Origin of the sequence: Pseudomonas citronellolis (assembly GCF_900112375.1) — a bacterium.
Classification (GTDB): Bacteria; Pseudomonadota; Gammaproteobacteria; order Pseudomonadales; family Pseudomonadaceae; genus Pseudomonas; species Pseudomonas citronellolis.
In genome coordinates this window covers 20,838-46,037 of the sequence record NZ_FOLS01000024.1, presented here as the reverse complement: position 1 = coordinate 46,037, position 25,200 = coordinate 20,838, and the positions used below count along the sequence as shown (strand labels likewise).

The 25,200-nt window shown below is 68.3% G+C and carries 21 protein-coding genes; 13 read left to right on the top strand and 8 right to left on the bottom strand.

Annotated features, from left to right (window positions below; translation table 11 throughout):
- Positions 1 to 359: 359 nt before the first annotated feature.
- The gene (locus tag BM060_RS21455) at positions 360 to 662 is read right to left on the bottom strand and encodes a chaperone modulator CbpM (protein ID WP_074982804.1); all 303 of its coding nucleotides are present in this window, start codon (positions 660 to 662) and stop codon (positions 360 to 362) included.
- Complete coding sequence (gene cbpA / locus BM060_RS21450; protein WP_074982802.1) at positions 659 to 1,609, bottom strand: curved DNA-binding protein; 951 nt, start codon at positions 1,607 to 1,609, stop codon at positions 659 to 661. Before cbpA ends, BM060_RS21455 begins: the two co-directional genes overlap by 4 nt.
- Before the next feature lie 125 nt (positions 1,610 to 1,734).
- Between cbpA and pdxR the strand changes: the two genes are divergently transcribed.
- On the top strand, positions 1,735 to 3,153 hold the full coding sequence (gene pdxR, locus BM060_RS21445; protein WP_074982800.1) for a MocR-like pyridoxine biosynthesis transcription factor PdxR: 1,419 nt from the start codon (positions 1,735 to 1,737) through the stop codon (positions 3,151 to 3,153).
- 285 nt (positions 3,154 to 3,438) lie between these two features.
- Here the strand turns inward: pdxR and speA are convergent, their stop codons facing one another.
- The 4 genes from speA to BM060_RS21425 form a co-directional block, all read right to left on the bottom strand.
- Positions 3,439 to 5,352: an arginine decarboxylase gene (gene speA, locus BM060_RS21440; protein ID WP_074982797.1), complete on the bottom strand. Its 1,914-nt coding sequence runs from the start codon at positions 5,350 to 5,352 to the stop codon at positions 3,439 to 3,441.
- 232 nt (positions 5,353 to 5,584) lie between these two features.
- On the bottom strand, positions 5,585 to 5,956 hold the full coding sequence (locus BM060_RS21435) for a translation initiation factor Sui1 (RefSeq protein WP_043268734.1): 372 nt from the start codon (positions 5,954 to 5,956) through the stop codon (positions 5,585 to 5,587).
- 390 nt (positions 5,957 to 6,346) lie between these two features.
- A complete protein-coding gene (locus BM060_RS21430; RefSeq protein WP_074982795.1) occupies positions 6,347 to 6,886 on the bottom strand; it encodes an NUDIX hydrolase in 540 nt (179 codons plus the stop codon).
- The gene (locus tag BM060_RS21425) at positions 6,886 to 7,953 is read right to left on the bottom strand and encodes a DUF2333 family protein (protein WP_074982793.1); all 1,068 of its coding nucleotides are present in this window, start codon (positions 7,951 to 7,953) and stop codon (positions 6,886 to 6,888) included. Before BM060_RS21425 ends, BM060_RS21430 begins: the two co-directional genes overlap by 1 nt.
- Positions 7,954 to 8,202: 249 nt before the next feature.
- Here BM060_RS21425 and BM060_RS21420 point away from each other — a divergent pair, with 249 nt between their 5' ends.
- Complete coding sequence (locus tag BM060_RS21420) at positions 8,203 to 9,816, top strand: GGDEF domain-containing response regulator (protein ID WP_074982790.1); 1,614 nt, start codon at positions 8,203 to 8,205, stop codon at positions 9,814 to 9,816.
- Between the two features lie 349 nt (positions 9,817 to 10,165).
- On the opposite strand, the gene speB is transcribed toward BM060_RS21420, so the two are convergent.
- Positions 10,166 to 11,128 (bottom strand): agmatinase, encoded by a 963-nt coding sequence (gene speB / locus BM060_RS21415; RefSeq protein WP_074982788.1) that lies wholly within the window; start codon positions 11,126 to 11,128, stop codon positions 10,166 to 10,168.
- Between the two features lie 67 nt (positions 11,129 to 11,195).
- Entirely contained in the window at positions 11,196 to 12,293 is a 1,098-nt protein-coding gene (locus BM060_RS21410; RefSeq protein ID WP_082656980.1) for a polyamine ABC transporter substrate-binding protein, read from the bottom strand.
- Positions 12,294 to 12,402: 109 nt separating this feature from the next.
- Here BM060_RS21410 and BM060_RS21405 point away from each other — a divergent pair, with 109 nt between their 5' ends.
- The 11 genes from BM060_RS21405 to purD all read left to right on the top strand — a co-directional run bounded on the left by BM060_RS21405 (position 12,403) and on the right by purD (position 25,072).
- Entirely contained in the window at positions 12,403 to 13,311 is a 909-nt protein-coding gene (locus tag BM060_RS21405) for a LysR family transcriptional regulator (RefSeq protein WP_074982786.1), read from the top strand.
- Positions 13,312 to 13,444: 133 nt separating this feature from the next.
- A complete protein-coding gene (dsbD, locus tag BM060_RS21400) occupies positions 13,445 to 15,301 on the top strand; it encodes a protein-disulfide reductase DsbD (protein ID WP_074982784.1) in 1,857 nt (618 codons plus the stop codon).
- A 141-nt stretch (positions 15,302 to 15,442) separates the two neighbouring features.
- Complete coding sequence (gene aroQ, locus BM060_RS21395) at positions 15,443 to 15,886, top strand: type II 3-dehydroquinate dehydratase (protein ID WP_009613296.1); 444 nt, start codon at positions 15,443 to 15,445, stop codon at positions 15,884 to 15,886.
- Positions 15,887 to 15,911: 25 nt separating this feature from the next.
- Positions 15,912 to 16,379: an acetyl-CoA carboxylase biotin carboxyl carrier protein gene (accB, locus tag BM060_RS21390; RefSeq protein ID WP_043268722.1), complete on the top strand. Its 468-nt coding sequence runs from the start codon at positions 15,912 to 15,914 to the stop codon at positions 16,377 to 16,379.
- A gap of 17 nt (positions 16,380 to 16,396) precedes the next feature.
- Positions 16,397 to 17,743: an acetyl-CoA carboxylase biotin carboxylase subunit gene (accC, locus tag BM060_RS21385; protein WP_074982782.1), complete on the top strand. Its 1,347-nt coding sequence runs from the start codon at positions 16,397 to 16,399 to the stop codon at positions 17,741 to 17,743.
- 108 nt (positions 17,744 to 17,851) lie between these two features.
- Entirely contained in the window at positions 17,852 to 18,730 is an 879-nt protein-coding gene (gene prmA, locus BM060_RS21380) for a 50S ribosomal protein L11 methyltransferase (RefSeq protein ID WP_074982781.1), read from the top strand.
- 75 nt (positions 18,731 to 18,805) lie between these two features.
- On the top strand, positions 18,806 to 20,314 hold the full coding sequence (locus BM060_RS21375; protein WP_074982779.1) for a DUF3426 domain-containing protein: 1,509 nt from the start codon (positions 18,806 to 18,808) through the stop codon (positions 20,312 to 20,314).
- A gap of 227 nt (positions 20,315 to 20,541) precedes the next feature.
- Positions 20,542 to 21,540, top strand: a complete 999-nt coding sequence (gene dusB, locus BM060_RS21370) for a tRNA dihydrouridine synthase DusB (RefSeq protein ID WP_009613304.1) — start codon at positions 20,542 to 20,544, stop codon at positions 21,538 to 21,540.
- Positions 21,537 to 21,857 (top strand): DNA-binding transcriptional regulator Fis, encoded by a 321-nt coding sequence (fis, locus tag BM060_RS21365; protein WP_009613305.1) that lies wholly within the window; start codon positions 21,537 to 21,539, stop codon positions 21,855 to 21,857. The genes dusB and fis overlap by 4 nt, the downstream gene beginning before the upstream one ends.
- Before the next feature lie 97 nt (positions 21,858 to 21,954).
- Positions 21,955 to 23,562 (top strand): bifunctional phosphoribosylaminoimidazolecarboxamide formyltransferase/IMP cyclohydrolase, encoded by a 1,608-nt coding sequence (gene purH, locus BM060_RS21360; RefSeq protein WP_074982777.1) that lies wholly within the window; start codon positions 21,955 to 21,957, stop codon positions 23,560 to 23,562.
- 220 nt (positions 23,563 to 23,782) lie between these two features.
- A complete protein-coding gene (purD, locus tag BM060_RS21355; protein ID WP_074982774.1) occupies positions 23,783 to 25,072 on the top strand; it encodes a phosphoribosylamine--glycine ligase in 1,290 nt (429 codons plus the stop codon).
- Positions 25,073 to 25,200: the final 128 nt, after the last annotated feature.

The following is a 25,200-nucleotide window of genomic DNA, read 5'->3' as shown; positions in this document are numbered from 1 at the left end:
CGAGCTTGCTCGCGAACCATCTCCGCTGCGGGGCTTGTTCGCGAGCAAGCTCGCTCCTACGAAGAGCATCATTCTCCTCGTAACGCGTCATCGTTCCAGGGCAACGGTGTGCCTTCCTGCCCACGAAATCGCGCGCAGGGCGCGCTCCTACATTGGAATGGTGCGGGTGGGGCAGCGTAGGAGCGGATCTCATCCGCGATCCGCGCCGGGATATCCGGCTATCGCGGACAAGGTCCGCTCCTACGGGGAGGAATGCCGTGCTTTCCGGCAACCTGTAGGAGCGGGCCCTGCCCGCGATTTCGCGCGCAGGGCGCGCTCCTACATGGGGAACGTGGGGCGGGGCGGACTCCCCCGCCCCTTCAATCTTCCTCGTAACGCGCCAGCCGCTGGCGCAGGCGGGCGTTCTCGGCGCGCAGCTGCTCCACCTCGTCGAGCAGGCGCAGGGCCAGGGCGATACCCGGCCAGTCCACCTCGAACTCGCGTTGCAGGCGCACCGCGCGGCGCACCAGGGTCAGCGACTCGACGCTGAACAGCCAGGTGTCGCCCCGCCGTTCCAGGGGCTCGACGATGCCGACCTCGACTATCTCCAGCAGCGTCTCGCGCGGCAGCCGCGCGCCCTCGCAGAGCTCTTCCAGCTCCAGGCTCAGCAGTATGTCGCTCATGGCCGTTTACCCCACTGGCTGCGTGGATCGAAGGCCGCGCGGGCGGCCAGTTCTTCCCAGTGCTTGCGTGTCTCGCCCTCGGGCGCACCCTTGGGCATCACCACCTTGAGCACCGCGTAGAGGTCGCCGGCGGGGTCCTCGCCCTTGCCGGCCAGGCCCTTGCCGCGGATGCGCAGGCGCTGGCCGCTCTGGCTGCCCGGCGGCACGCTGAGGGCGATGCGGCCGTTCAGGGTGGGCACCTCGATCTTCGCCCCCAGCGCCGCTTCCCAGGGCGCCAGCGGCACGCTGAGGACGAGGTCGCGGCCGTCGACGTCGAACAGCGGGTGCGGCGCCAGGCGGATGATCAGGTAGAGGTCGCCGGCCGGCGCGCCGCCGATGCCGGGCGCGCCCTGGCCCTTCAGGCGGATGCGCTCGCCGTCCACCACGCCCGGGGGAATGCGCACCTTCAGCGTCTTCTCCACGTCGGGCCGGCGCCGGCCCTGCTCGTCGTAGCTGGGCAGGCCGAAGCGGATCGGCTGCGGCTCGCCGGACTGGCTTTCCTCCAGGAACAACGGCACTTCCAGTTCGATGTCGCGGCCGCGCCTTTCCCGCCGGCGATGCGCCTGCGGGCCGGCGTGGGCGCCGAAGATCGACTCGAAGAAGTCGGAGAAATCCTGCTCCTGGAAATGCTCGGCGCCTTCGAAGCCGCCGGACGGCTGCCAGCCCGGCGGGGCCTCGAAGCGACCGCTCTGCTGGTACTGGCGCAACTGGTCGTATTCGGCGCGCTTCTCGGGGCTCTTGAGCACCTCGTAGGCTTCGGAGACTTCCTTGAAGTGCGCTTCGGCGTCCGCCTCCTTGCTGACGTCGGGGTGGTATTTGCGCGCCAGTTTGCGGTAGGCGGTCTTGATCGCCTTTTCGTCGGCGTCCGGCGCCACGCCCAGCGCCGCGTAGTAATCCTTGAAGTCCATCGCCTTGCTGCTCCCGGGTCTGGAACTGCAAGCCTAGCCGCTGGCGCGGCACTCGTCCGCTCGCGACGGCTGATCCGCGTCATGGCATAGTCATTTTTTCCACAACCTCCGCAGCGAACCAGGCCATGACCGAGCCCCTCGCCCTGCGCCTGGACCCCGGCCTGGCGCAGCCGATCTACCGCCAGCTCTACGAGCGCATCCGCGAGGCCATCGCCCGCGGCACCCTGCGCCCGGGCGAGCGGGTGCCGCCGGTGCGCGGCCTGGCCAGCGAGCTGGGCGTGGCCCGCGGCACCGTGGAGCTGGCCTACCAGTTGCTGACCAGCGAAGGCTACCTGCTGGCCCGCGGCCCGGCGGGCACCGTGGTTTCGCCGCAACTGGCGGGGCGCAACGCCGAGCGCCCGGCGCGCCTGGCGCCGCAACCGGAGCAGGTGCTGCCCGGGCTGATCGCCCACGGCCCGCAGGTGCTGCCGCTGCAACTCGGCCTGCCGGCGCTGGACGCCTTCCCCAAGGCGCTGTGGTCGCGCCTGGCCGCGCGCCGCCTGCGCAACACCGCCGACGTCGAGCTGGCCTACCCCGACCCTTGCGGCTACGCCCCGCTGCGCGAGGCGCTGGCCGGTTACCTCAACGTATCCCGCGGGATCGCCTGCGAGCCGGCGCAGGTGCTGATCTGCGCCGGCTACCAGGGCGCCCTGGACCTGGTCAGCCGCACCCTGCTGCAGCCGGGCGATGCCTTCTGGCACGAGGACCCCGGCTACCCGCGCGGGCGCCAGCTGATGGCCGCAGCCGGCGCCAGGTCGGTCGCGGTGCCGGTGGACGCCGACGGCCTGTGCGTGGAACAAGGCCTGCGCCGCGCGCCCGACGCCCGCTTCGCCCTGGTCACGCCCTCGCAGCAGAGCCCCACCGGCGTGGCCCTGAGCCTGCCGCGGCGCCTGGCGCTGCTGGACTGGGCGGCCCAGGCCGGGGCCTGGATAGTGGAAGATGACTACGACAGCGAATACCGCTATGCCGGCTTCCCGCTGCCGGCGCTCAAGAGCCTGGACCGCCAGGGCCGCGTGCTCTACGCCGGTACCTTCAGCAAGGTGCTGTGCCCGGCCCTGCGCCTGGGCTACCTGGTGGTGCCGCCGCCACTGCTGGAGCGCTTCGTGCGCAGCCAGCAGACCTTCGCCAACGGCTGCGCCGAGCTGCAGCAAGCGACGCTGTGCGACTTCATCACGGAAGGCCACTTCGCCCGCCACCTCAAACGCACCCGCACGCTCTACGCACAGCGCCGGCAACTGCTGCGCACGGCCCTGGAGCGGCGCCTGGGCGAGCGCATGAAATTCGCCGAGCTACCCGGCGGCCTGCACCTGATCGGCCGGATCGACGGCGACGACAAGGCCATCGCCGCCCGCGCAAGGGAAGCCGGCCTGGGCTTGCAGGCGCTGAACAATTGGTGCGTGGAGGCGCGCCAGGAACCGGCGCTGGTGATGAGCTTCACCAATGTAAAAGACGAGAGGCAGGCAGCCGAATTGGCCAGGCGCGTGGCGGGGGTAATGGGAGCGTAGGGCGTATAACCGTTCGCGGTTATACGCCGCTACACCTCACTTATCCCACGCGCCAAGGCTGAACTGGACACCCCAGGCCAGATCGCAGGCTCATCCGGGAGCGGTTCCGAGGCTGAATCCAGTGTGCGCCTATGGCCAAGGTCAATCGGCGTATAACCGCGAACGGTTATACGCCCTACGAATGGGTGATGCAGCCCTGTAGGAGCGAGCTTGCTCGCGAACAACCGCCGCAGCGGGGTCAGGTTCGCGAGCAAGCTCGCTCCTACGAAGAGCGGGTCGTGCCGGTCAGGAGGACAGGTACGCCGAGCGCGTCAGGCCCAGGCGCAGGGCGTCGAGGAACTGGGTGCGCTCGCGGGCGGTGAGCTTGGCCCCGGCCACCTTGTCGCGGTAGTGGGTCATCAGCTCCTCGGGCGACAGGTGCACGTAGCGCAGCATGTCCTCGATGGTGTCGTGGGTCTCGATGCCGGCGTGGTGGAAGCTGCCGTCGGCGTTCTGGTAGACGTTCACCGAGTCGGTGTCGCCGAACAGGTTGTGCATGTCGCCGAGGATTTCCTGGTAGGCGCCGACCAGGAACACGCCGATCAGGTAGTCCTCGCCTTCCTTCACGTCGTGCACCGGCAGGCTGGTCTCGATGCTCTGCTCGTCGACGTACTGGGTGATCTTGCCGTCGGAGTCACAGGTCAGGTCCTGCAGCACCGCGCGGCGGTCCGGTTCCTCGCCCAGGCGGTGGATCGGCAGGATCGGCAGCACCTGGCCGATGGCCCAGGTGTCGGGCAGGCTCTGGAACACCGAGAAGTTGCAGATGTATTTGTCGGCGAGCTTGTCGTTGAGCTCGTCGAGCACCTGGCGGTGCGAACGCTGGCGGGCCTTGAGCTGGTTGTGCAGGCGCCGGCAGATGGCGAAGTAGCACTGCTCGGCCAGGGCCTTCTGGGCCAGGCTGATCTTGCCCTCGGCGTACTGGCTGGCGGCGTCGCTCATGTAGTGGGTGGCGCGCCAGTAGGTCTCGGTGACCATCTCGGCGTCGGTCGGGCCGAGCAGGTCGGCCAGGTACTGGACGATCTCCGGCTGCTCGGCGAGGTCGGTGATCTTCGGCAGCTCGTCGTTGTGCCGCTCGACGTCGGTGACCTGGGTGATCAGCACCGCGTGGTGCGCAGTCAGCGCGCGGCCGCTCTCGGAGAAGATGTGCGGGTGCGGCAGGCCCTGGGCGTCGCAGAACTCCTTGAGCATGCCCACCACCACGCCGGCGTAGTCGTCGATGTCGTAGTTGATGGAACTGGCGTTGCGCGAGTGGGTGCCGTCGTAGTCCACGCCCAGGCCGCCGCCGACGTCGACGTGATCCACCGGCAAGCCGAGGGCGCGCAGTTCGCCGTAGTAGCGGATGGCTTCCTTGAAGCCGTGCTGGTAGTCGGCCAGGTTGGCGATCTGCGAGCCCATGTGGAAGTGCAGCAGGCGCACGCCCTGGTCCAGCCCGGCCTTGCGGAAGCGCTCGACCACCGACAGCAGCTGCGCGGCGGAGAGGCCGAACTTGGCCTTCTCGCCGCCGGTGTCGGCCCACTTCGAGGAGGCCAGCGAGGACAGCCGCACGCGCAGGCCGACCTGCGGCAGCACGCCGACGTGCTCGGCCTCCTCGATCACCAGCTGCACCTCGGACTCCTTCTCGATGACGATGAAGACGTTGTGCCCGAGCTTCTGCCCCATCAGCGCCAGCTTGATGAACTCGCGGTCCTTGTAGCCGTTGCAGACTATGGTCCCGCCCTTGGGCGCCAGCGCCAGCACCGCCATCAGCTCCGGCTTGGAGCCGGCTTCCAGGCCGATGGAGACCTTCTGGGTGGCGATGATGCTTTCCACCACCGCTTCCTGCTGGTTGACCTTGATCGGGTAGAGCGCGGTGTAGCGGCTGCCGTATTCCAGGCGCGCGATGTTGGCGTCGAAGGCGCCGGTCAGCTTGCGCACGCGGTCCTGCAGGATGTCCGGGAAGCGCACCAGCAGCGGCAGCGACAGGCCCGCCTCGCGCAGCTGGCCGACCAGCGCATGCAGATCGATCGGCTGGGCGTCGGCGCCCTGCGGGCGCACCTCGACGTTGCCGGCGTCGTTGATCGCGAAATAGCCGGCGCCCCAATGGCGGATACCGTAGATGCTGCGGCTGTCCGCCACCGTCCAGTTGCTGCCGTCGTCTTTGCGGGTCCGTCTTGCGGCCATGCGCGGGTGTCTCCTGAAAAGAAAGTCGAGCGCCCGGCGCGGGTAGCGCGCGGACGCAACAAGCCTAAACGTCGGGTATGACGTTGCCGTGTTGACCGCCATCTCTGGCGGTAGTTTAGGAAAGCGTGGCGAACTCGCGAGCGCGGCGCATCTCCCATCTAGGGAACGGGCTGGCCGGCATGCCGGCGCCATGCGCCGCTGCCTAACCCGTTCCCTGCAGGGGAGAGACGAATCAGCCGCCGGATTTCTTAGCCTTGAAGCCGCGCTTGGCCAACTCTTCGAGGAGCAGTTCGACGTGGTCGCCCTGGATCTCGATGACGCCGTCCTTCAACGCGCCGCCGGTGCCGCAGCGTTTTTTCAGCGCCGTGGCCAGTTCCTTGAGGGCGTCTTCGGCCAGGGGCACGCCGCTGACCGTGGTCACGGTCTTGCCGCCGCGGCCCTTGGTCTCGCGGCGCACACGGGCGATGCCGTCGCCGGCCGGGATCACGGACTGCTTGCAGATGCAGGCGCCAACGGGCTGGTTGCAGTCCGGGCAATGCCGGCCCGCATCGGTGGAGTAGACGAGCCCGCCGAGGGCGGACAGGGAGGATGCTTTCTTGACCACCGGGCGTTTTCCCCAGGATTGGCCTCTAAGGGCCAGGTCAACGAATGATCGGCTGGCGCCGACCGCGACGCCCCACTCAGGCAGGGGCTGCGCATTCCCGCCGGAGGACCCGAGCGGAAAGGTCGCGCAATTTACCAGCATTGGAGGCAAATGCTAAGGGTGGAAATGCGTCATTGATCGGCGGATTGGCGACATGCCGGTAGAGCACCCTCACCCCGGCCCTCTCCCGCAAGCGGGAGAGGGAGTCCGCGCCGGGAGCACCGAGCACCACTGCTATTGCGGCGTGGATGCACAAACCACGGCTTGCCCATGGCACAGTTTCGCCGCCCACTCAGGACAGTCCCCTCTCCCGCTTGCGGGAGAGGGTTAGGGAGAGGGGCTCTTGCTCTTTTAAAGCTGCCCCAGGAACAACCGCAAAGCCTGCAACGAATCCGGACAATACAAAGCCCCGGAACCAGCCTCCTCCAACGCCACCCCCGGCTCGACGAACCGCGCCTCCAGCACCTCCTCCGGCTGCAGCCTCAGCGCCCCATCCCAGATCGCGGAAAACACCGCACACCACAACCGATTACCCGGCTCGTCGAAGAAGAAAGTGCCATGCTCGCGCAACTCCACACCAGCCACGCCCAACTCTTCCTCCAACTCCCGGCCGGCCGACAGCGCATAGCTCTCGCTGGCCTGCACCATCCCACCGGCGGCGGCGTCCCAGTAGCCCGGGTACACCGCCTTGCTCAGGCTGCGGCGGTGCACGCAGAGCTGCCCGGCGCCGTTGAACAGCAGGATGAAGGTGCCGCGGCCGATCAGCCCGCGCTCGCGCAGCTGGGCGCGCGGCAGTTCGCCCAGCAACTGGTCACGCTCGTCGACCCAGGCGATCAGTTCCCGGTCCGAGGCCAGCCGGTGGGCGGCCTCGGCGGCGCTGACGAGGTCCATCAGCCCTGCGCCAGCAGTTGCCGCAGATCGATGATCGCGGCGTTGGCCCGGGAAATGTAGTTGGCCATCACCAGCGAATGGTTGGCCAGCACGCCGAAGCCGCTGCCGTTGAGCACCATCGGGCTCCACAGCGGCTCCTGGGTGGCTTCCAGCTCACGGATGATCTGCCGCACGCTGACGGTGGCGTTCTTCTTCGCCAGCACGTCGGCGAAGTCGACCTCGATGGCGCGCAGGATGTGCGACAGCGCCCAGGCCTGGCCGCGGGCCTCGTAGAACACGTTGTCGATCTGCAGCCAGGGGGTTTCCTGCAGCTCTTCGTCGACCTGCGGCGCCTGCCCCGGCGCCAGCGCCGAGGCGGTCTTGATGTTGGTGTTCAGCTTGACCCGCCCGACACTGGCGGACAGGCGCTGGGACATCGAGCCCAGGCGGGTGGAAACGTCGCCCAGCCAGTTGTTCAGGCTGTCGGCGCGGGCATAGAACTGCGCGCTGGGCTGCTCGGCGGAAAGCCGCGCCAGGTAGCGGTCCAGGGACTTGATGCCCTCGGCGTACTCCGACTCGGAAGACGGCAGCGCCCAGCTCTTGTTGTCGAAGTTGAAGCGCGGCTCGGCGCGGGCCAGGTCGGCGTCCTCGGTGGACTGCGACTGCGAACGGGCGAAGTCCTTGCGCAGCGCGCGGGACAGGTCGCGGGTCTGCACCAGCACGCCGTATTCCCAGCTGGGCATGTTGTCCAGCCACAGGCCCGGCGGGAAGATGTCGTTGGACAGGTAGCCGCCCGGCTTGTTCAGCAGGGTGCCGACCACTTCCTTGAGGGTTTCCACGGTGGTGTAGCCCACCACCATCTGCCGCCCGGCGCGCTCGGCGGCCTGCTGCGCATGCTGCTGCACGGGGAACAGGTCCGGCTCGCGGCTCCAGTACCAGCCGACCAGGGCGGCGATCACCAGGTAGGCGCCCAGCAGGCCACCGACCACGCGCACCAGCCAGGGCCCGCCGAAGTAGGCGCGCACATCGTCAACCCTGTCGTCGACGCGCTCGCGCACCGAGCCGCCGCGATTCTTCCAGTTCCACATGGCAAAGTCCTTGGTTCGACCTAACGGAAAAAGGTTGGACCGCAGGCCCCGCCACAGGTGCCGGGCGATGCCGCGATCCAGGCGCACTAGCATGCCGCAGTCGGCGCCCGAAGGGCAGCCTACCCTCTGCATGGCACGCCTGGCGATCCTTGACCGACATCACTGGAATTGCCAGCGGCAAATGGTAGCATGATGCCATCACCGCTCTGGCGACCCCGCCACCGCGTCAGCCCTCACAAGAAGTGCGCCATGACCGAGCACGACGATCCCACCCGCGATCGCTTGAAACACCATTTTGCCCAGCGGGTGATCCACCAGGCCCGGCACGTGCTGGAGATCTGGCAGCAGCTCAGCCGCTCGGAATGGACCGCCAGCGGCATGGCCGACCTGCGCGAGGCCGTCCTGCGCCTGCAGCGCTACGCCGAACGCTTCGAACAGGCCGAGCACGCCCAGCTGGCCGCCGCCATTGGCGCCGGGCTGGACGCCGTGGCGGGCAACCGCGGGCGCCTGTCCAGCGAGCTGATCAACGAGTTCGCCCAATTGATGCTACGCCTGTCGCGCACCGGCCTGCGCCATGGCGACCAGCTCGAACACACCCAGCTGCCGCCGCTGCGCAAGCCGGTCTACCTGGCCCTGCAGGACGCCGAGCGCGCCGAGCGGCTGGCCCAGCAGCTGGAATTCTTCGGCGTCCACGCGCAACTGTGCGAGCACGCCGCGGCCTTCCGCGCGGCCATGGCCGAACGCCACCCGGCGGCGCTGCTGATGGACGTCGACTTCGCCGGCGCGGGCCTCGGCCTGGCCCTGGCCGAGGAAGTCCAGGCGGGCCTGGCGCACAAGCTGCCGGTGCTGTTCTTCAGCCACGAGGACACCGACACCCCGACGCGCCTGGCCGCGGCCCGCGCCGGCGGCCAGGAGTTCTTCAGCGGCACCCTGGACGCCTCCGGGGTGCTGGAAAAGATCGAGATGCTCACCCGCGTCGCCCACTACGACCCCTTCCGCGTGCTCATCGTCGACGACTCGCGGGCCCAGGCGGCGCACACCGAGATGGTCCTCAACGGCGCCGGCATCGTCACCCGCGCGCTCACCGCGCCGCTGTCGGTGATGGCCGAGCTGGCCGAGTTCCAGCCCGACCTGATCATCCTCGACATGTACATGCCCGAATGCCTGGGCACCGAATTGGCCAAGGTGATCCGCCAGCACGAGCGCCACGTCAGCGTGCCGATCATCTACCTGTCGGCCGAGGACGACCTGGACAAGCAGCTCGACGCCATGAGCGAGGGCGGCGACGACTTCCTCACCAAGCCGATCAAGCCGCGCCACCTGATCGCCACGGTGCGCAACCGCGCGGCGCGGGCGCGCAGCCTCAAGGCGCGGATGGTGCGCGACAGCCTCACCGGGCTGTACAACCACACCCACACCCTGCAGCTGCTGGAAGACGCCAGCTACCGCGCGCGCCGCGAAGGCCAGCCGCTGGCCTTCGCCATGCTCGACATCGACCACTTCAAGAAGGTCAACGACAGCTACGGCCATCCCATGGGCGACCGGGTGATCAAGAGCCTGGCGCTGTTCCTCAAGCAGCGCCTGCGCAAGACCGACCACATCGGCCGCTACGGCGGCGAGGAATTCGCCGTGGTGCTGCCGGACACCGACAGCGCGGCGGCGCACAAGGTGCTGGAGGAAATCCGCCAGCGCTTCGCCGAAATCCGCTACCCGGCCAAGCCCGCCGACCTGGCCTGCACCTTCAGCTGCGGCATCGCCCAGCTGGGCGCGGACGAAGACGCCACCGTCCTGGCCCGCCGCGCCGACGAAGCGCTGTACCGCGCCAAGCATGGCGGGCGCAATCGGGTCGAGGTGTTCGCCTGATCCCGCGGATCGGCGGATAACGCCGTAGGCGTTATCCGCCCTACGTATCTGGGTTCCCGCGTTCGCGGGAATGACGGGGTGAGAGTCGTATTTTCCGGCGTCATTCCCGCGAACGCGGGACGCGGCTCCATCGCGAACAGCGCTTGCGCTGGCCCGAAGGGGAATAACCCAATAGACAGCGGCTTTTCGTAGGAGCGAGCTTGCTCGCGAACCGCATTGCACCGCGTCTGTTCGCGAGCAAGCTCGCTCCTACGAAGAGCATTTCGGCGCAGCCGGCAAGTCATTCGCGCGCCAGGTTCGACCATGAAGCCCCATAGGATGGGTTTCCCGCGCCTACAGGGTCATCCCATCAACGCTCGCCCAGCTTGTGCCGCGCCGCGTACAGGCAAACCATCTCCATCGCCAGGGTCGCGCCGGCCAGGGCGGTGATCTCGGTGCTGTCGTAGGGCGGCGCGACTTCCACCACGTCCATGCCCACCAGGTTGATGCCACGCAGCGCGCGGAGGATTTCCAGCGCCTGGTGCGAACTGAGCCCGCCGCAGACCGGCGTGCCGGTGCCCGGAGCGAAGGCCGGGTCGAGGCAGTCGATATCGAAGGTCAGGTACACCGGGTTGTCCCCCACCCGCGCGCGGATGCGTTCGGCGATGGCCTGCGGCGAGTGGCGGTGCACTTCGCGGGCGTCCAGCACCTGGAAGCCCATCACATCGTCGTTGGTGGTGCGCAGGCCGACCTGCACCGAGCGCGCCGGGTCCACCAGCCCCTCGCGGGCGGCGTGGTAGAACATGGTGCCGTGGTCGATGCGCTGGCAGTCCTCGTCCGGCCAGGTGTCGCTATGGGCGTCGAAATGGATCAGCGACAGCGGACCGTGCTGCTTCGCGTGGGCCTTGAGCAGCGGGTAGCTGATGAAGTGGTCGCCGCCCAGGGTCAGCAGCGCGCAGCCGGCATCGAGGATGCGCGCGGCGTGGGCTTCGATGGCTGCCGGGGTTTCCTGCGGCACGCCGTGGTCGAAGGAACAGTCGCCGTAGTCGATCACCGCCAGGTGGTCGAAGGGGTCGAACTCCCAGGGGAAGTGCCGGGCCCAGGCCATCTGCACCGAGGCGGCGCGGATCGCCCGCGGCCCGAAGCGGCTGCCGGGGCGGTTGGTGGTGGCGGTGTCGAAGGGCACGCCGCTCACCACCAGGTCGACGCCGCGCAGGTCGCGGCTGTAGCGGCGGCGCATGAAGCTGGTGATGCCGGCGTAGGTGGATTCGGCGGCGGTGCCATACAGGCTGTCGCGGGTGATGGCCTGGTCGTTGTCGTGGGCGAGATCCATGGAGTCCTCATCATCGGTGTTTTTTGGGTGTGTCCTGATAGCTCGGTGCCTGCGGCTCCACCCTCGCTCAGGAGCGGGTGCGGAACGCCGACCACAGCCGCGTCCGCTCACGTTGCTGCTTCAAGGTCAGCAACTGCTCGCCGAACAGCTTCTGGCGCATGGCCGGCGCCGGGTAGATGTCCGGGTCGCCGGCCACATCGGCATTGAGCAGCGGCGTGGCCTTGCGGTTGGCGTTGGCGAAGTACAGGGTGTTGGTCAGCTCGGCGATGGCGTCCGGGCGCAGCATGAAGTCGATGAAGGCGCGCGCTTCCTGCGGGTGCGGCGCGTCCACCGGGATGGCCATGGTGTCGAACCAGATCAGCGTGCCTTCCCTGGGAATCCGGTAGATCACCTCGAATGGCTTGTTCGCCTGCCTGGCCTGCGCGGCGCCCATCAGCGCGTCGCCGGTGTAGGTCAGCGCGAGGCACAGCGTGCCGTTGGCCAGGTCGTTGATGTGCTTGCCGCTGGCGATGTAGCGCACGTTGGGCTGCAGCTTCTCGAACAACTGGCGGACCTGGGCCAGGTCGGCCGCGTCGGTGCTGTAGGGCGACTTGCCCAGGTAGTTGAGCGCCACGCTGATCACCTCCTGGGGCGAGTCGATCAGCGAGATGCCGCAGTCGGCCAGGCGGCTGGCGTATTCGGGCTTGAACAGCAGGTCGAGGCTGTCCAGCGGCGCGTCGGGGATGCGCTTGAGCACTTCGTCCTTGTTGATCGCCAGGCCCACGGTGCCCCAGGTGTAGGGCACGCCGTAGCGGTTGCCCGGATCGATGGCGGCCAGCTTGGCCAGCAGCTCCGGGTCGAGGTTGGCGAAGTTCTTCAGCTGCGCATCGTCCACCGGCTGCACGGCCTTGGCCTGGATGGCGCGGGCCAGCCCGCTGCTGGCGGGGAAGACCACGTCGTAGCCGCTACGGCCGGTCATCAGCTTGCTGTCGAGCACCTCGGCGCTGTCGAAGGTGTCGTATTTGACGCGGATGCCGGTTTCCTTCTGGAAGCGCTGCAAGGCTTCGGCGCCGACGTAATCCGCCCAGTTGTACAGGTTGAGTACCCGCTCCTGCGCCTGCAGGGGCATGGCCAGGGCCGCGAGCAGGGCCGCAAGGGAAGCCCAGGGAAACACACGCATGATCATCGCCTCGGGGTTGTTGTGGTTATGGGGCGAGCATGGGGCGGGCTTTACTTTGTAAAAATACAAAGTTAATTACTTTGGCATTGCATTTGGGCAATGTTTGGAGACAGCCATGCTCAGCCAGTTGCGCGACCTCGACCTGCAGTTGCTGCGCCTGTTCGTCACCGTAGTGGAGTGCGGCGGCTTCAGCGCGGCGCAGGGCGAGCTGGGCCTGAGCCAGCCGAGCATCAGCATCCAGATGGCCAAGCTGGAAACGCGCCTGGGCTACCGCCTGTGCGAGCGCGGCAAGGGCGGCTTCCGCCTGACGCCCAAGGGCGAGCACCTGCTGCAATCGACGCGGCGGCTGTTCGTCGCCATCGAGGGCTTCCGCGACGAGGCGCGCGGCGTGGCCGACAAGCTGCTGGGCGAGGTGCGCATCGGCCTTTCGGAAAGTCTCGAAGAAAGCGTCGTCGCGCGACTGTCCGAGGCGATCCGCCGCTTCCGCCAGCGCAACGAGGCGGTCAGCCTGGAGCTGCTCACCGCCACCCCCGCCGAACTGGAGCGCCTGTTATTGCAGGACCGGCTGCACCTGGCGGTCGGCTACTTCGCCGGCACCCAGGCGGCGCTGGAGCATCACCCCCTGTTCGTCGAATCCCAGGGCCTGTATTGCGGCGCGGGCCACCCGGCGTTCGAGCACAGGAAGCCGACCCGCGACTCCCTGGCCGACGCCGACCAGGTGCTGCATCCCTACCGCTTCATCGCCGCCGACGAACCGCTGCAGACCAGCCGCAGCAGCGCGCGCTGCGAACAGGTGGACGGCAGCCTGGCGTTCATCCTCTCCGGCGCGCACATCGGCTACCTGCCCCGGCATGTCGCGCAACCCTGGATCGAGCGCGGCCAGTTGCGCGAGCTGCTGCCGGGTGAACTGGGCTTCGAGGTGGCCTTCAGCCTGACCCGCCACCGTGGCCGCCACCCCGGCGACGCCGAGCAGGCCTTCGTCAGCGACCTGCTGGGGGCGTTCGGCCAGCACGCGGCCGATTGACGCGGCAGCGACGCGGGAACCAGGACTCGCAGGCGCAGTCCCACAGCCTCGATCACTTCTTGTGACAGCTCCTCGGGCCGCATCGGAAGCTTTCCGCTATCATGCCGCCACCCAGAAAGTCCGCGAGAGTTCCATGCGCCGCCTGCTGACCCTGCTCCTGTTCCTGGTCGCCCTGCCCGCCACGGCCGGCCTGTTCGACAAGCCGGCCCCCGCCGCCCCTGGTTTCAGTACCGCGGCGCCGGCCGACGGCAAGTTCCTCCCGGTGGCCGAGGCCTTCCGCCTGAGCGTCGAGGACAGCGACAGCCAGCAGGTGCTGCTGCGCTTCGTCAACGCCGAGGGCTACTACCTCTACCGGCACCGCATGAAGTTCCAGGTCGAGCCGGCCGAGGTCAGCCTCGGCGACGTGCAGCTGCCGCCGGGCAAGGCGCACCACGACGACTACTTCGGCGACTCCCAGGTCTACTACGCCATCACCGACGTCAAGGTGCCGCTGAACAACCCGCAGAAGCTGCCCTACCGCCTCACCGTCACCTACCAGGGCTGCGCCGACAAGGGCCTGTGCTACGCCCCGGAAACCGTCCAGGTGCAGGTTTCCGCCGCGGGCGTCGCCAGCCTCGGCGCCAAGCCCGCCGCCGCCGGCAAGGCGGCCGTGGCCTCCGGCGAGCCGGCGGTGGTCGACGACCTGCTGGCGCTGCTCAAGGGCGAAGGCAGCGGCAAGATCAAGAAGCTCGACCGCGGCCTGCTGATCGCCTTCCTCGCCGGCCTGACGCTGACCTTCACCCCCTGCGTGCTGCCGATGCTGCCGATCCTCTCCGGCGTGGTGCTGCGCGGGCGCCCGGGCGGCATGCGCGGTTTCACCCTGTCGCTGGCCTACGTGCTGCCGATGGCGGTGTGCTACGCCGTGCTCGGCGCGCTCATGGGCCTGTTCGGCGCCAAGCTCAACCTGCAGGCGATGCTGCAGTCGCCCTGGGTGCTGGTGCCCTTCGCGGCCTTCTTCGTGGCCTTCGCCATCGCCATGTTCGGCATCTTCGAGCTGCGCCTGCCGGGCTTTTTGCGCGAGCGCCTGGACCGCATGGCAGCCGACACCCGCGGCGGCTCCATCGCCGGCGCGGCCACCCTGGGCGTGCTTTCCAGCCTGCTGGTCTCGCCCTGCGTCTCGGCGCCCCTGGCCGGCCTGCTGCTGTACATCGGCAGCACCGGCGACGCCCTCGGCGGCGGCCTGTTGCTGTTCGCCCTGGGCCTGGGCATGGGCACCCCGCTGGTGATCTTCGGCGCCGGCGGCGGCGCCGTGCTGCCGAAATCCGGGGCCTGGATGACCGGCGTGCGCAACTTCTTCGGCGTGCTGCTGCTGGCGGTGGCCATCTGGCTGCTGGAGCGGGTGCTCTCCGGCCCGGTGAGCCTGGCCCTGTGGGGTGCCCTGGCCGGCGGCGTGGCCATCGCCCTGGGCACCCTGGAACTGGTGAACAAGACGCCGCTGCAACGCGGCGCCCAGTTGCTCGGCCTGATGTTCCTGGTCTACGCCCTGGCGGCCTGGGCCGGCGCCCTGCGCGGCGAGTCCGACCCGCTGCACCCGCTGGGCCGCTCCGAGCCCTCCAGCCATGCCGGCCCGCCCAGCTCGACGCCCGGCCAGTGGCAGAACCTGACCACCCCGGCGCAGCTCGACGCCGCCCTGGCCCAGGCCAGCGCCGCCGGCCGGCCGGTGTTGCTGGACTGGTACGCCGACTGGTGCATCAGCTGCAAGATCATCGAACGCCAGGTGCTGCCGGACGCGGCAGTGCAAGCGCAACTGGCCGGCTACCAGCTGCTGCGCTTCGACATGACCGACAGCACCGCCGAGCAGCGCGCCCTGCTCGACCGCTACAACCTCTTCGGCCCGCCGGCGCTGCTGCTGTTCGCCGCCAACGGCCAGGAACACAGCGACCTGCGCATCGTCGGCGAGACCAACGCGGCCACCCTGGCCGCCCATCTGCAACAGGCCGGCGCGCGCTAGAGCGCGCCTCATATTTCTGCAGCAATCATCAGGCAACATGCCGACATCTACCGCAAAACCGGCATGACTGGACAGTCACGCCCGGTTTCCGGCATAGTCCCGGCCAATTTCCAATCCGCGCGATGAGAGAACAACAAGCCGATGGCCACCCTACTGGTCCTGCACGGGCCCAACCTGAACCTGCTCGGCACCCGCGAACCCGGCGTCTACGGCTCGGTCACCCTCGAGCAGATCAACCAGGACCTGGAGCGCCGCGCCCGCGAGGCCGGCCATCACCTGATGTACCTGCAGAGCAACGCCGAGTACGAACTGATCGAGCGCATCCACGCCGCGCGCGGCGAAGGCGTGGACTTCATCCTCATCAATCCGGCGGCTTTCACGCATACGAGTGTCGCACTACGTGACGCGTTGCTCGCGGTGAGCATCCCATTCATCGAAGTGCACCTGTCCAACGTGCACAAACGTGAACCTTTCCGGCATCACTCCTACTTCTCCGACGTGGCGGTAGGGGTGATCTGCGGCCTGGGCGCCACAGGCTACCGCCTGGCCCTGGAGTCCGCCCTCGAACAACTTGAACGCCCGTGACCATCACCTGGGAGTGCGAACGCCAATGGACATCCGTAAAGTCAAGAAACTGATCGAACTGCTCGAAGAATCCGGCATCGACGAGCTGGAAATCCGCGAAGGCGAAGAATCGGTACGCATCAGCCGCCACAGCAAGACCGCCGCCCAGCCGATCTACGCTGCCGCCCCGGCCTACGCGCCCGCCCCCGCTGCCGCGCCGGCCCCGGCCGCTGCCGCCGCACCAGCCGCCGAAGCCGCGCCGGCCGCCGCCAAGCTCAACGGCAACGTGGTCCGCTCGCCGATGGTCGGTACCTTCTACCGCTCGCCGTCGCCGACCGCCGCGCCCTTCGTCGAAGTCGGCCAGAGCGTGAAGAAAGGCGACATCCTGTGCATCGTCGAAGCCATGAAGATGATGAACCACATCGAGGCTGAAACCAGCGGCGTCATCGAGCAGGTCCTGGTCGAAAGCGGCCAGCCGGTCGAATACGACCAGCCGCTGTTCACCATCGTCTAAGCCGCGGGGAACCTGCGATGTTGGATAAAGTACTGATCGCCAACCGCGGCGAGATCGCCCTGCGCATCCTGCGCGCCTGCAAGGAGCTGGGCATCAAGACGGTCGCGGTGCACTCCACCGCCGACCGCGAGCTGATGCACCTGTCGCTGGCCGACGAGGCCGTGTGCATCGGCCCGGCCCCGGCCGGCCAGTCCTACCTGCACATCCCGGCGATCATCGCCGCCGCCGAAGTCACCGGCGCCAACGGCATCCACCCGGGCTACGGCTTCCTCGCCGAGAACGCCGACTTCGCCGAACAGGTGGAACGCTCCGGCTTCACCTTCATCGGCCCGAGCGCCGACGTGATCCGCCTGATGGGCGACAAGGTCTCGGCCAAGGACGCCATGAAGAAAGCCGGCGTGCCCACCGTGCCGGGTTCCGACGGCCCGCTGCCGGAAGATGAGGAAACCGCCCTGGCCATCGCCCGCGAAGTGGGCTACCCGGTGATCATCAAGGCCGCCGGCGGCGGCGGTGGCCGCGGCATGCGCGTGGTGCACAGCGAGGAAGAGCTGATCAAATCGGCCAAGCTGACCCGCACCGAGGCCGGCGCCGCCTTCGGCAACTCCATGGTCTACCTGGAGAAGTTCCTGACCAACCCGCGCCACGTGGAAGTCCAGGTGCTCTCCGACGGCCAGGGCAACGCCATCCACCTGGGCGACCGCGACTGCTCGCTGCAGCGCCGGCACCAGAAGGTACTGGAAGAAGCCCCTGCGCCGGGCATCGACGAGAAGGCCCGCGCGGAAGTCCTCGAACGCTGCGTTCGCGCCTGCGTCGAGATCGGCTACCGTGGCGCCGGCACCTTCGAGTTCCTCTACGAGAATGGCCGCTTCTACTTCATCGAGATGAACACCCGCGTGCAGGTGGAGCATCCGGTGTCGGAGATGGTCACCGGCATCGACATCGTCAAGGAAATGCTGCGCATCGCCTCCGGCCAGAAGCTGTCGGTGCGCCAGGAGGACGTGGTGATCCGCGGCCATGCCCTGGAATGCCGGATCAACGCCGAGGACCCGCGCACCTTCATGCCCAGCCCGGGCAAGGTGAAGCACTTCCACGCCCCCGGCGGCAACGGCGTGCGCGTCGACTCGCACCTGTACAGCGGCTACACCGTACCGCCGAACTACGATTCGCTGGTCGGCAAGCTGATCACCTACGGCAAGGACCGCGACGAGGCCCTGGCGCGCATGCGCAATGCCCTGGACGAGCTGATCGTCGATGGCATCAAGACCAACATCGACCTGCACAAGGACCTGGTCCGCGACAAGGAATTCTGCAAGGGCGGTGTGAATATCCATTATCTGGAAAAGAAACTCGGCATGGGTCACTGACCTCAAGCCGATAAAAGCGCTGGAGGCTGGAAGGCTGGACGAAAAAGCGGATAATCCCGCCCTTCGTCCGGCCTTCCAGCCTTCAGCCGTTTTCTCACGAGGTTTTTTATGCCCTGGGTTCAAGTCCGCCTCGCCATCACCCCGGAACAGGCGCCCACCTACGAGGACGCCCTGCTGGAAGTCGGCGCCGTCTCGGTGACCTTCATGGACGCCGAGGACCAGCCGATCTTCGAGCCGGACCTGGGCACCACCCCGCTGTGGACCCACACCCACCTGCTGGCCCTGTTCGAGGACGGCACCGACGAAGCCGCGCTGCTGGCCCACCTGCAGTTGCTGACCGGCGGCGAACTGCCCCAGCACCAGGTCGAAGTGGTCGAGGACCAGGACTGGGAACGCAGCTGGATGGACAACTTCAAGCCGATGCGCTTCGGCCGCCGCCTGTGGATCGTCCCCAGCTGGCACGAGGCGCCGGAGCCGGAGGCGGTGAACCTGCTGCTCGACCCGGGCCTGGCCTTCGGCACCGGTACCCACCCGACCACCGCGCTGTGCCTGGAATGGCTCGATGGCCAGGAACTGGCCGGCGACACCGTGCTGGACTTCGGCTGCGGCTCGGGCATCCTCGCCATCGCCGCGCTGCTGCTGGGCGCGAAGCAGGCGCTGGGCACCGACATTGACCCGCAGGCCCTGGAGGCCTCGCGCGACAACGCCACGCGCAACGGCATCGACCCGGCGCTGTTCCCGGTCTACCTGCCCGCCGATCTGCCCGCCGGGCAGGCCGACGTGGTGGTGGCGAACATTCTCGCCGGTCCCCTGGTCTCACTGGCAGGCCAGCTGACTTCCCTGGTCAAGCCCGGCGGCCGCCTGGCCCTGTCGGGCATCCTCGCCGAGCAGGCCGAGGAAGTGCGCGCCGCCTACGCCGAAGCCTTCGAGCTGGAGCCGACCGCCGAGCGCGAAGGCTGGGTACGCATCAGCGGCCGCCGCCGCTGAACCCTGGTGGCGGCCAACTGCCCGCACGCCGAGGCTTGAGTTAGACTAAGCGACCGTTTATCGCCGGACCGCCGCATGAGCGCCAGTTTCATCACACAGTGCCCGCATTGCCTCACCAGTTTCCGCGTCAACCAGACGCAGCTGGGTGCGGCCAATGGCGCTGTACGCTGCGGCGCCTGCCTCAAGGTGTTCAACGCCCCGCAACATATGCTGGGCGGCACCGCGCGCTCCGGCGGCGAGCCCATCCAGCCGCCGGCAGCGGCCCCGAAACCGGCAGCGCCCGCCGCGCCGAGCGAGCCCCCGCGCCCCGTCCCGGCGCCCGGCGTCGCCACCCTCGGCTGGCCACTGGCGCCGCATAGCGCGCGGCCGTCCGCCGACAGCACGATGGCCCCGGCCGCCACGCCCGCGCCGGCCCCCATTCCGGCACCGGCGCCCGCCCCGGCAGCGCCCCCGCCGGCGGAAGAGGCCCCCGCCGCGGCCAAGCCCGCCGACGACACCCTGTGGATCCACGACGATCTGGACCTGGACAGCCTCAACCTCGACGAGGAACTGGCCAAGCTCGACGAATTCGAGCTGTCCCAGGAATTCCGCGAACTGCAGTCCGCGCCCAAGCCGGCCGAGGCCCTGCTGGGCAATCGCCCGGTGGTGCGCGACCCGCATGACGAGCGCTGGGCCGAGGCCCTGCTGCGCGACGAGGAACGCCAGGCGAGCGAAGGCGGCCGCCTGGAACCGAGCCTGGGCCGCATCGACGCAGAGGCCGAACAACCGTCCGTCGCGTCGCCCCAACCGCAGCCGGCGCCGGTCGAAGAGCCAGCCGTGGCCGCCACGGTCGAAGAAGAGGAAGACGACGACCTGCCGAGCTTCAGCGCCCGCCGCGACGACGAGCCGCTGGAAGCGCTGGAGGCGGAAGCCGCCGAGCAGGATGAGGAATCCGAGGCCGAGCCCCCGCTGATGCCGCGCGAAACGCCCCGCCTGGGTACGCCGCCGGACGAGGACGAAGAAGACCGCGAGCCCCTTCGCCCCGACCCGGGCCTGGGCGAGACCGCCCTGCGCGACCTCAGCGACGAACCCCTGCAGCTGGACTGGCAGAAGCCCAAGAGCCGCTGGGGCCGCCGCCTGCTCTGGCTGCTGCTGATCCTCCTGGCCCTGGCCGGCCTCGGCGCCCAGTACGTCGCCTACCACTTCGACGAGCTGGCCCGCGAAGACGCCTACCGCCCCTGGTTCGCCGAACTCTGCCCGCAACTGGGCTGCACCCTGCCGTCCAAGGTCGACGTCGAGCAGATCCGCAGCAGCAACCTGGTGGTGCGCAGCCACCCGGACTTCAGCGGCGCCCTGGTGGTGGACGCGATCATCTACAACCGCGCCAGCTTCTCCCAGCCCTTCCCGCTGCTGGAGCTGCGCTTCGCCGACCTCAACGGCCAGCTGATCGCCAGCCGCAGCTTCAAGCCCAGCGAATACCTGGGCGGCGAACTGGCCGGGCGCAGCGAGATGCCGCCGCAGACGCCGATCCACGTGTCGCTGGACATCCTCGACCCGGGCCCCAAGGCGGTCAACTACAGCCTCAGCTTCCATTCGCCGGAGTGACCGGCGCGTAGCGCAGAACCCCGCGCAGCGCCAGTTCCGCTCGTCTTCCAACCCCAGGCAATAAGCCGGCGGCTGTTCAGAATTTATCCAAAATCGCCTTTATCCGGTCATCGAGAGCGGGTATCATGCCCTCCCTTTTTTGCAAGCACCGGTGGCCTCTCGCCGACCCTCCCCGAGTCCTCGACCCGCGGGAGCGTACAGCGATTACGCCCCATAACAGGGAAGCGATGTCGGTGGTTCGCATCGGCTCTTACACACTGCCCAACAGACTGATCCTGGCTCCCATGGCCGGCGTCACCGATCGCCCGTTCCGCCAGCTGTGCCGCCGCCTCGGCGCCGGCATGGTGGTCTCGGAGATGGTCACCAGCGACGTGCGCCTGTGGAACAGCCGCAAGTCGCGCCTGCGCCTGGTGCATGACGGCGAGGATCAGCCGCGTTCGGTGCAGATAGCCGGCGGCGACCCTCAGATGCTCGCCGAGGCCGCCCGCGCCAACGTCGAGCTGGGCGCGCAGATCATCGACATCAACATGGGCTGCCCGGCCAAGAAGGTCTGCAACAAGGCCGCCGGCTCCGCGCTGCTGCGCGACGAGAAGCTGGTGGCCGAGATCCTCGAGGCCGTGGTGGCCGCCGTCGAAGTGCCGGTGACGCTGAAAATCCGCACCGGCTGGGACCGCGACAACCGCAACGGCGTGAACGTCGCGCGCATCGCCGAGCAGTCGGGCATCCAGGCCCTGGCCGTGCACGGCCGCACCCGCGCCGACCTGTACACCGGCGACGCCGAATACGAAACCATCGCCGCGATCAAGCAGGCGGTGTCCATCCCGGTGTTCGCCAATGGCGACATCACCTCGCCGCAGAAGGCCCGCCAGGTGCTCCAGCACACCGGCGCCGACGCCTTGCTGATCGGCCGCGCCGCCCAGGGCCGGCCGTGGATATTCCGTGAGATCGAGCACTACCTGAGCACCGGCGAGACCTTGCCGGCGCCGTCCCTGGCCGAGGTGGAAAGCATTTTGCTGGAGCACCTGGCCGCCTTGCATGCCTTCTATGGGGAAGAGCTGGGTGTCCGCATCGCCCGCAAGCACGTGGGCTGGTACCTGGCGACGTTACCGGGGGCGGCGGAGTTCCGCGCCCAGTTCAATCGTTTGCAGAACACGGATGCACAGAGCGCCAGCGTCAGGCAGTTCTTCGCCGAGCGCCATGACAACGGAAAAGGGGTGGCCGCATGACAACGATGACCGAGACTTTAGTGAGTGGAATGACACCCGTGAGCGACAACGCGAACCTCAAACAGCACCTGAACACGCCGACGCAGGAAGGCCATACCCTGCGCGACAGCGTCGAGAAGGCACTGCGCAACTACTTCGCCCACCTCGATGGGCAGCCGGTCACGGACGTGTACAACATGGTGCTCTGCGAAGTGGAGGCACCGCTGCTGGAAACCGTGATGGACCACGTGAAGGGTAACCAGACCAAGGCGTCGGAGCTGCTCGGCCTGAACCGCGGCACCCTGCGCAAGAAGCTCAAGCAATACGACCTGCTCTAAAAGCCGCTGGAGGCTAAAGGCTGAAGGCCGGACGAAAAAGCGCCCCTCGTCCAGCCTCCTGCCTCCAGCGCTCTTATCCTCATCAGATGGAACCGTTATGACCGACCACTCCCTCCGCCTGCCCATCCGCCGCGCGCTGATCAGCGTCTCCGACAAGACCGGCGTCGTCGACTTCGCCCGCGAGCTGGTCGCCCTCGGCGTGGAGATCCTCTCCACCGGCGGCACCTACAAGCTGCTCAAGGACAACGCCATCGCCGCCGTGGAAGTGGCCGACTACACCGGCTTCCCGGAAATGATGGACGGCCGCGTCAAGACCCTGCACCCGAAGGTGCACGGCGGCATCCTCGGCCGTCGCGACATCGACGGCGCGGTGATGGCCGAGCACGGCATCAAGCCGATCGACCTGGTGGCGGTCAACCTGTACCCCTTCGAGGCCACCGTGGCCAAGGCCGACTGCGACCTGCCGACCGCCATCGAGAACATCGACATCGGCGGCCCGACCATGGTCCGCAGCGCGGCGAAGAACCACAAGGACGTCGCCATCGTGGTCAACACCGGTGACTACGCCGGCGTGGTCGCGGCCCTGAAGGCCGGCGGCCTGACCTACGCCCAGCGCTTCGACCTGGCCCTGAAGGCCTTCGAGCACACCGCCGCCTACGACGGCATGATCGCCAACTACCTGGGCACCATCGACCAGGCGCGCGACACCCTCTCCACCGAAGGCCGCGGCGCCTTCCCGCGCACCTTCAACAGCCAGTTCATCAAGGCCCAGGAGATGCGCTACGGCGAGAACCCGCACCAGAGCGCGGCCTTCTATGTCGAGGCGAAGAAGGGCGAGGCCAGCGTCTCCACCGCCGTGCAGCTGCAGGGCAAGGAACTGTCGTTCAACAACGTGGCCGACACCGACGCCGCGCTGGAGTGCGTGAAGAGCTTCGTCAAGCCGGCCTGCGTCATCGTCAAGCACGCCAACCCGTGCGGCGTGGCCGTGGTCCCGGAGAACGAAGGCGGCATCCGCAAGGCCTACGACCTGGCCTACGCCACCGACACCGAGTCGGCCTTCGGCGGCATCATCGCCTTCAACCGCGAGCTGGACGGCGACACCGCCCAGGCCATCGTCGAGCGCCAGTTCGTCGAAGTCATCATCGCCCCGAAAGTCTCCGCCGCCGCCCGCGCCGTGGTCGCCGCCAAGGCCAACGTGCGCCTGCTGGAGTGCGGCGAGTGGCCGGCCGAACGCGCCCCGGGCTGGGACTTCAAGCGCGTCAACGGCGGCCTGCTGGTACAGAGCCGCGACATCGGCATGATCACCGAGGCGGACCTGAAGATCGTCACCCAGCGCGCGCCCAGCGAGCAGGAAATCCACGACCTGATCTTCGCCTGGAAAGTGGCCAAGTTCGTCAAATCCAACGCCATCGTCTACGCCAGGCACCGCCAGACCGTCGGTGTCGGCGCCGGCCAGATGAGCCGCGTGAACTCCGCGCGCATCGCCGCCATCAAGGCCGAACACGCCGGCCTGGAAGTGAAAGGCGCGGTCATGGCCTCGGACGCCTTCTTCCCGTTCCGCGACGGCATCGACAACGCGGCCAAGGCCGGCATCACCGCGGTGATCCAGCCGGGCGGCTCGATGCGTGACAACGAAGTCATCGCGGCGGCCGACGAAGCCGGAATCGCGATGGTGTTCACCGGCATGCGCCACTTCAGGCACTGATCGTAAAAAGCCGCTGGAGGCTGGAGGCTGGACGGAAAAGCGCCAGCCTTCTGCCCAGGACGGGGCTATTGATGATTGGCAATGGTCTTCGCCGGCATGTGTCATTTTCGATCACTGATCGTAAAAGCCGCTGGAGGCTGAAGGCTGGAGCTGGACGAAAAAGCGGCACCCTCGTCCAGCCTCCAGCCTTCAGCCTCCAGCCCAACACAGGGTTATAGCAATGAACGTATTAGTGATTGGCAGCGGCGGCCGTGAACACGCCCTGGCCTGGAAGGTCGCCCAGGACCCGCGCGTGGCGAAGGTCTTCGTCGCCCCGGGCAACGCCGGCACCGCCACCGAGCCCAAGTGCGAGAACGTCGCCATCGACGTGCTGGCCCTGGAGCAACTGGCCGACTTCGCCGCGAAGAACGTGCAGCTGACCATCGTCGGCCCCGAAGCACCGCTGGTCGCCGGCGTGGTCGACCTGTTCCGTTCGCGCGGCCTGGACATCTTCGGCCCGACCAAGGGCGCGGCCCAGCTGGAAGGCTCCAAGGCCTTCACCAAGGACTTCCTGGCCCGCCACAAGATCCCCACCGCCGACTACCAGAACTTCACCGAAGTCGAGCCGGCCCTGGCCTACCTGAAGGAGAAAGGCGCGCCCATCGTGATCAAGGCCGACGGTCTGGCCGCGGGCAAGGGCGTGATCGTCGCCATGACACTGGAAGAAGCCGAGGAAGCCGTGCGCGACATGCTCGCCGGCAACGCCTTCGGCGACGCCGGTTCGCGCGTGGTGATCGAGGAGTTCCTCGACGGCGAGGAAGCCAGCTTCATCGTCATGGTCGATGGCCAGAACGTGCTGCCCATGGCTACCAGCCAGGACCACAAGCGCGTCGGCGACGGCGACAGCGGCCCGAACACCGGCGGCATGGGCGCCTACTCGCCGGCCCCGGTGGTCACCCCCGAGGTGCACCAGCGGGTGATGGACGAGGTCATCTACCCGACCGTGCGCGGCATGGCCGAGGAAGGCAACGTCTACACCGGCTTCCTCTACGCCGGCCTGATGATCGACAAGAGCGGCGCGCCCAAGGTCATCGAGTTCAACTGCCGCTTCGGCGACCCGGAGACCCAGCCGATCATGGTCCGCCTGGAGTCCTCCCTGGTCCTGCTGGTCGAGGCCGCCCTGGCCAAGGCGCTGGACAAGGTCGAGGCCACCTGGGACCCGCGCCCGACAGTGGGCGTGGTGCTGGCCGCCGGCGGCTACCCGGGCGACTACGCCAAGGGCGACGTCATCGAAGGCCTGGCCGAAGCCGCCAAGCTCGACGGCAAGGTGTTCCATGCCGGCACCGCGCTGAAGGACGGCCAGGTCGTCACCTCCGGCGGCCGCGTGCTCTGCGCCACCGCCATCGGCCCGAGCGTGTCCTCGGCGCAGCAGCAGGCCTACCGCCTGGCGGAGCAGATCCGCTGGAACGGCTGCTTCTACCGCAAGGACATCGGCTACCGTGCCATCGCCCGCGAACGCGGCGAAGGCTGAAAGGCCGGCGGGCGCTGCCTTTGCGCCCGCTTTTTCCGACCTGCGGTCGGCAGGCGGCCATGTGCGGGCCCGGGTGGATTTCGGGCCCGTCGGCACTTGGCTATAATCCGGCCACTCTCCACCGAAGG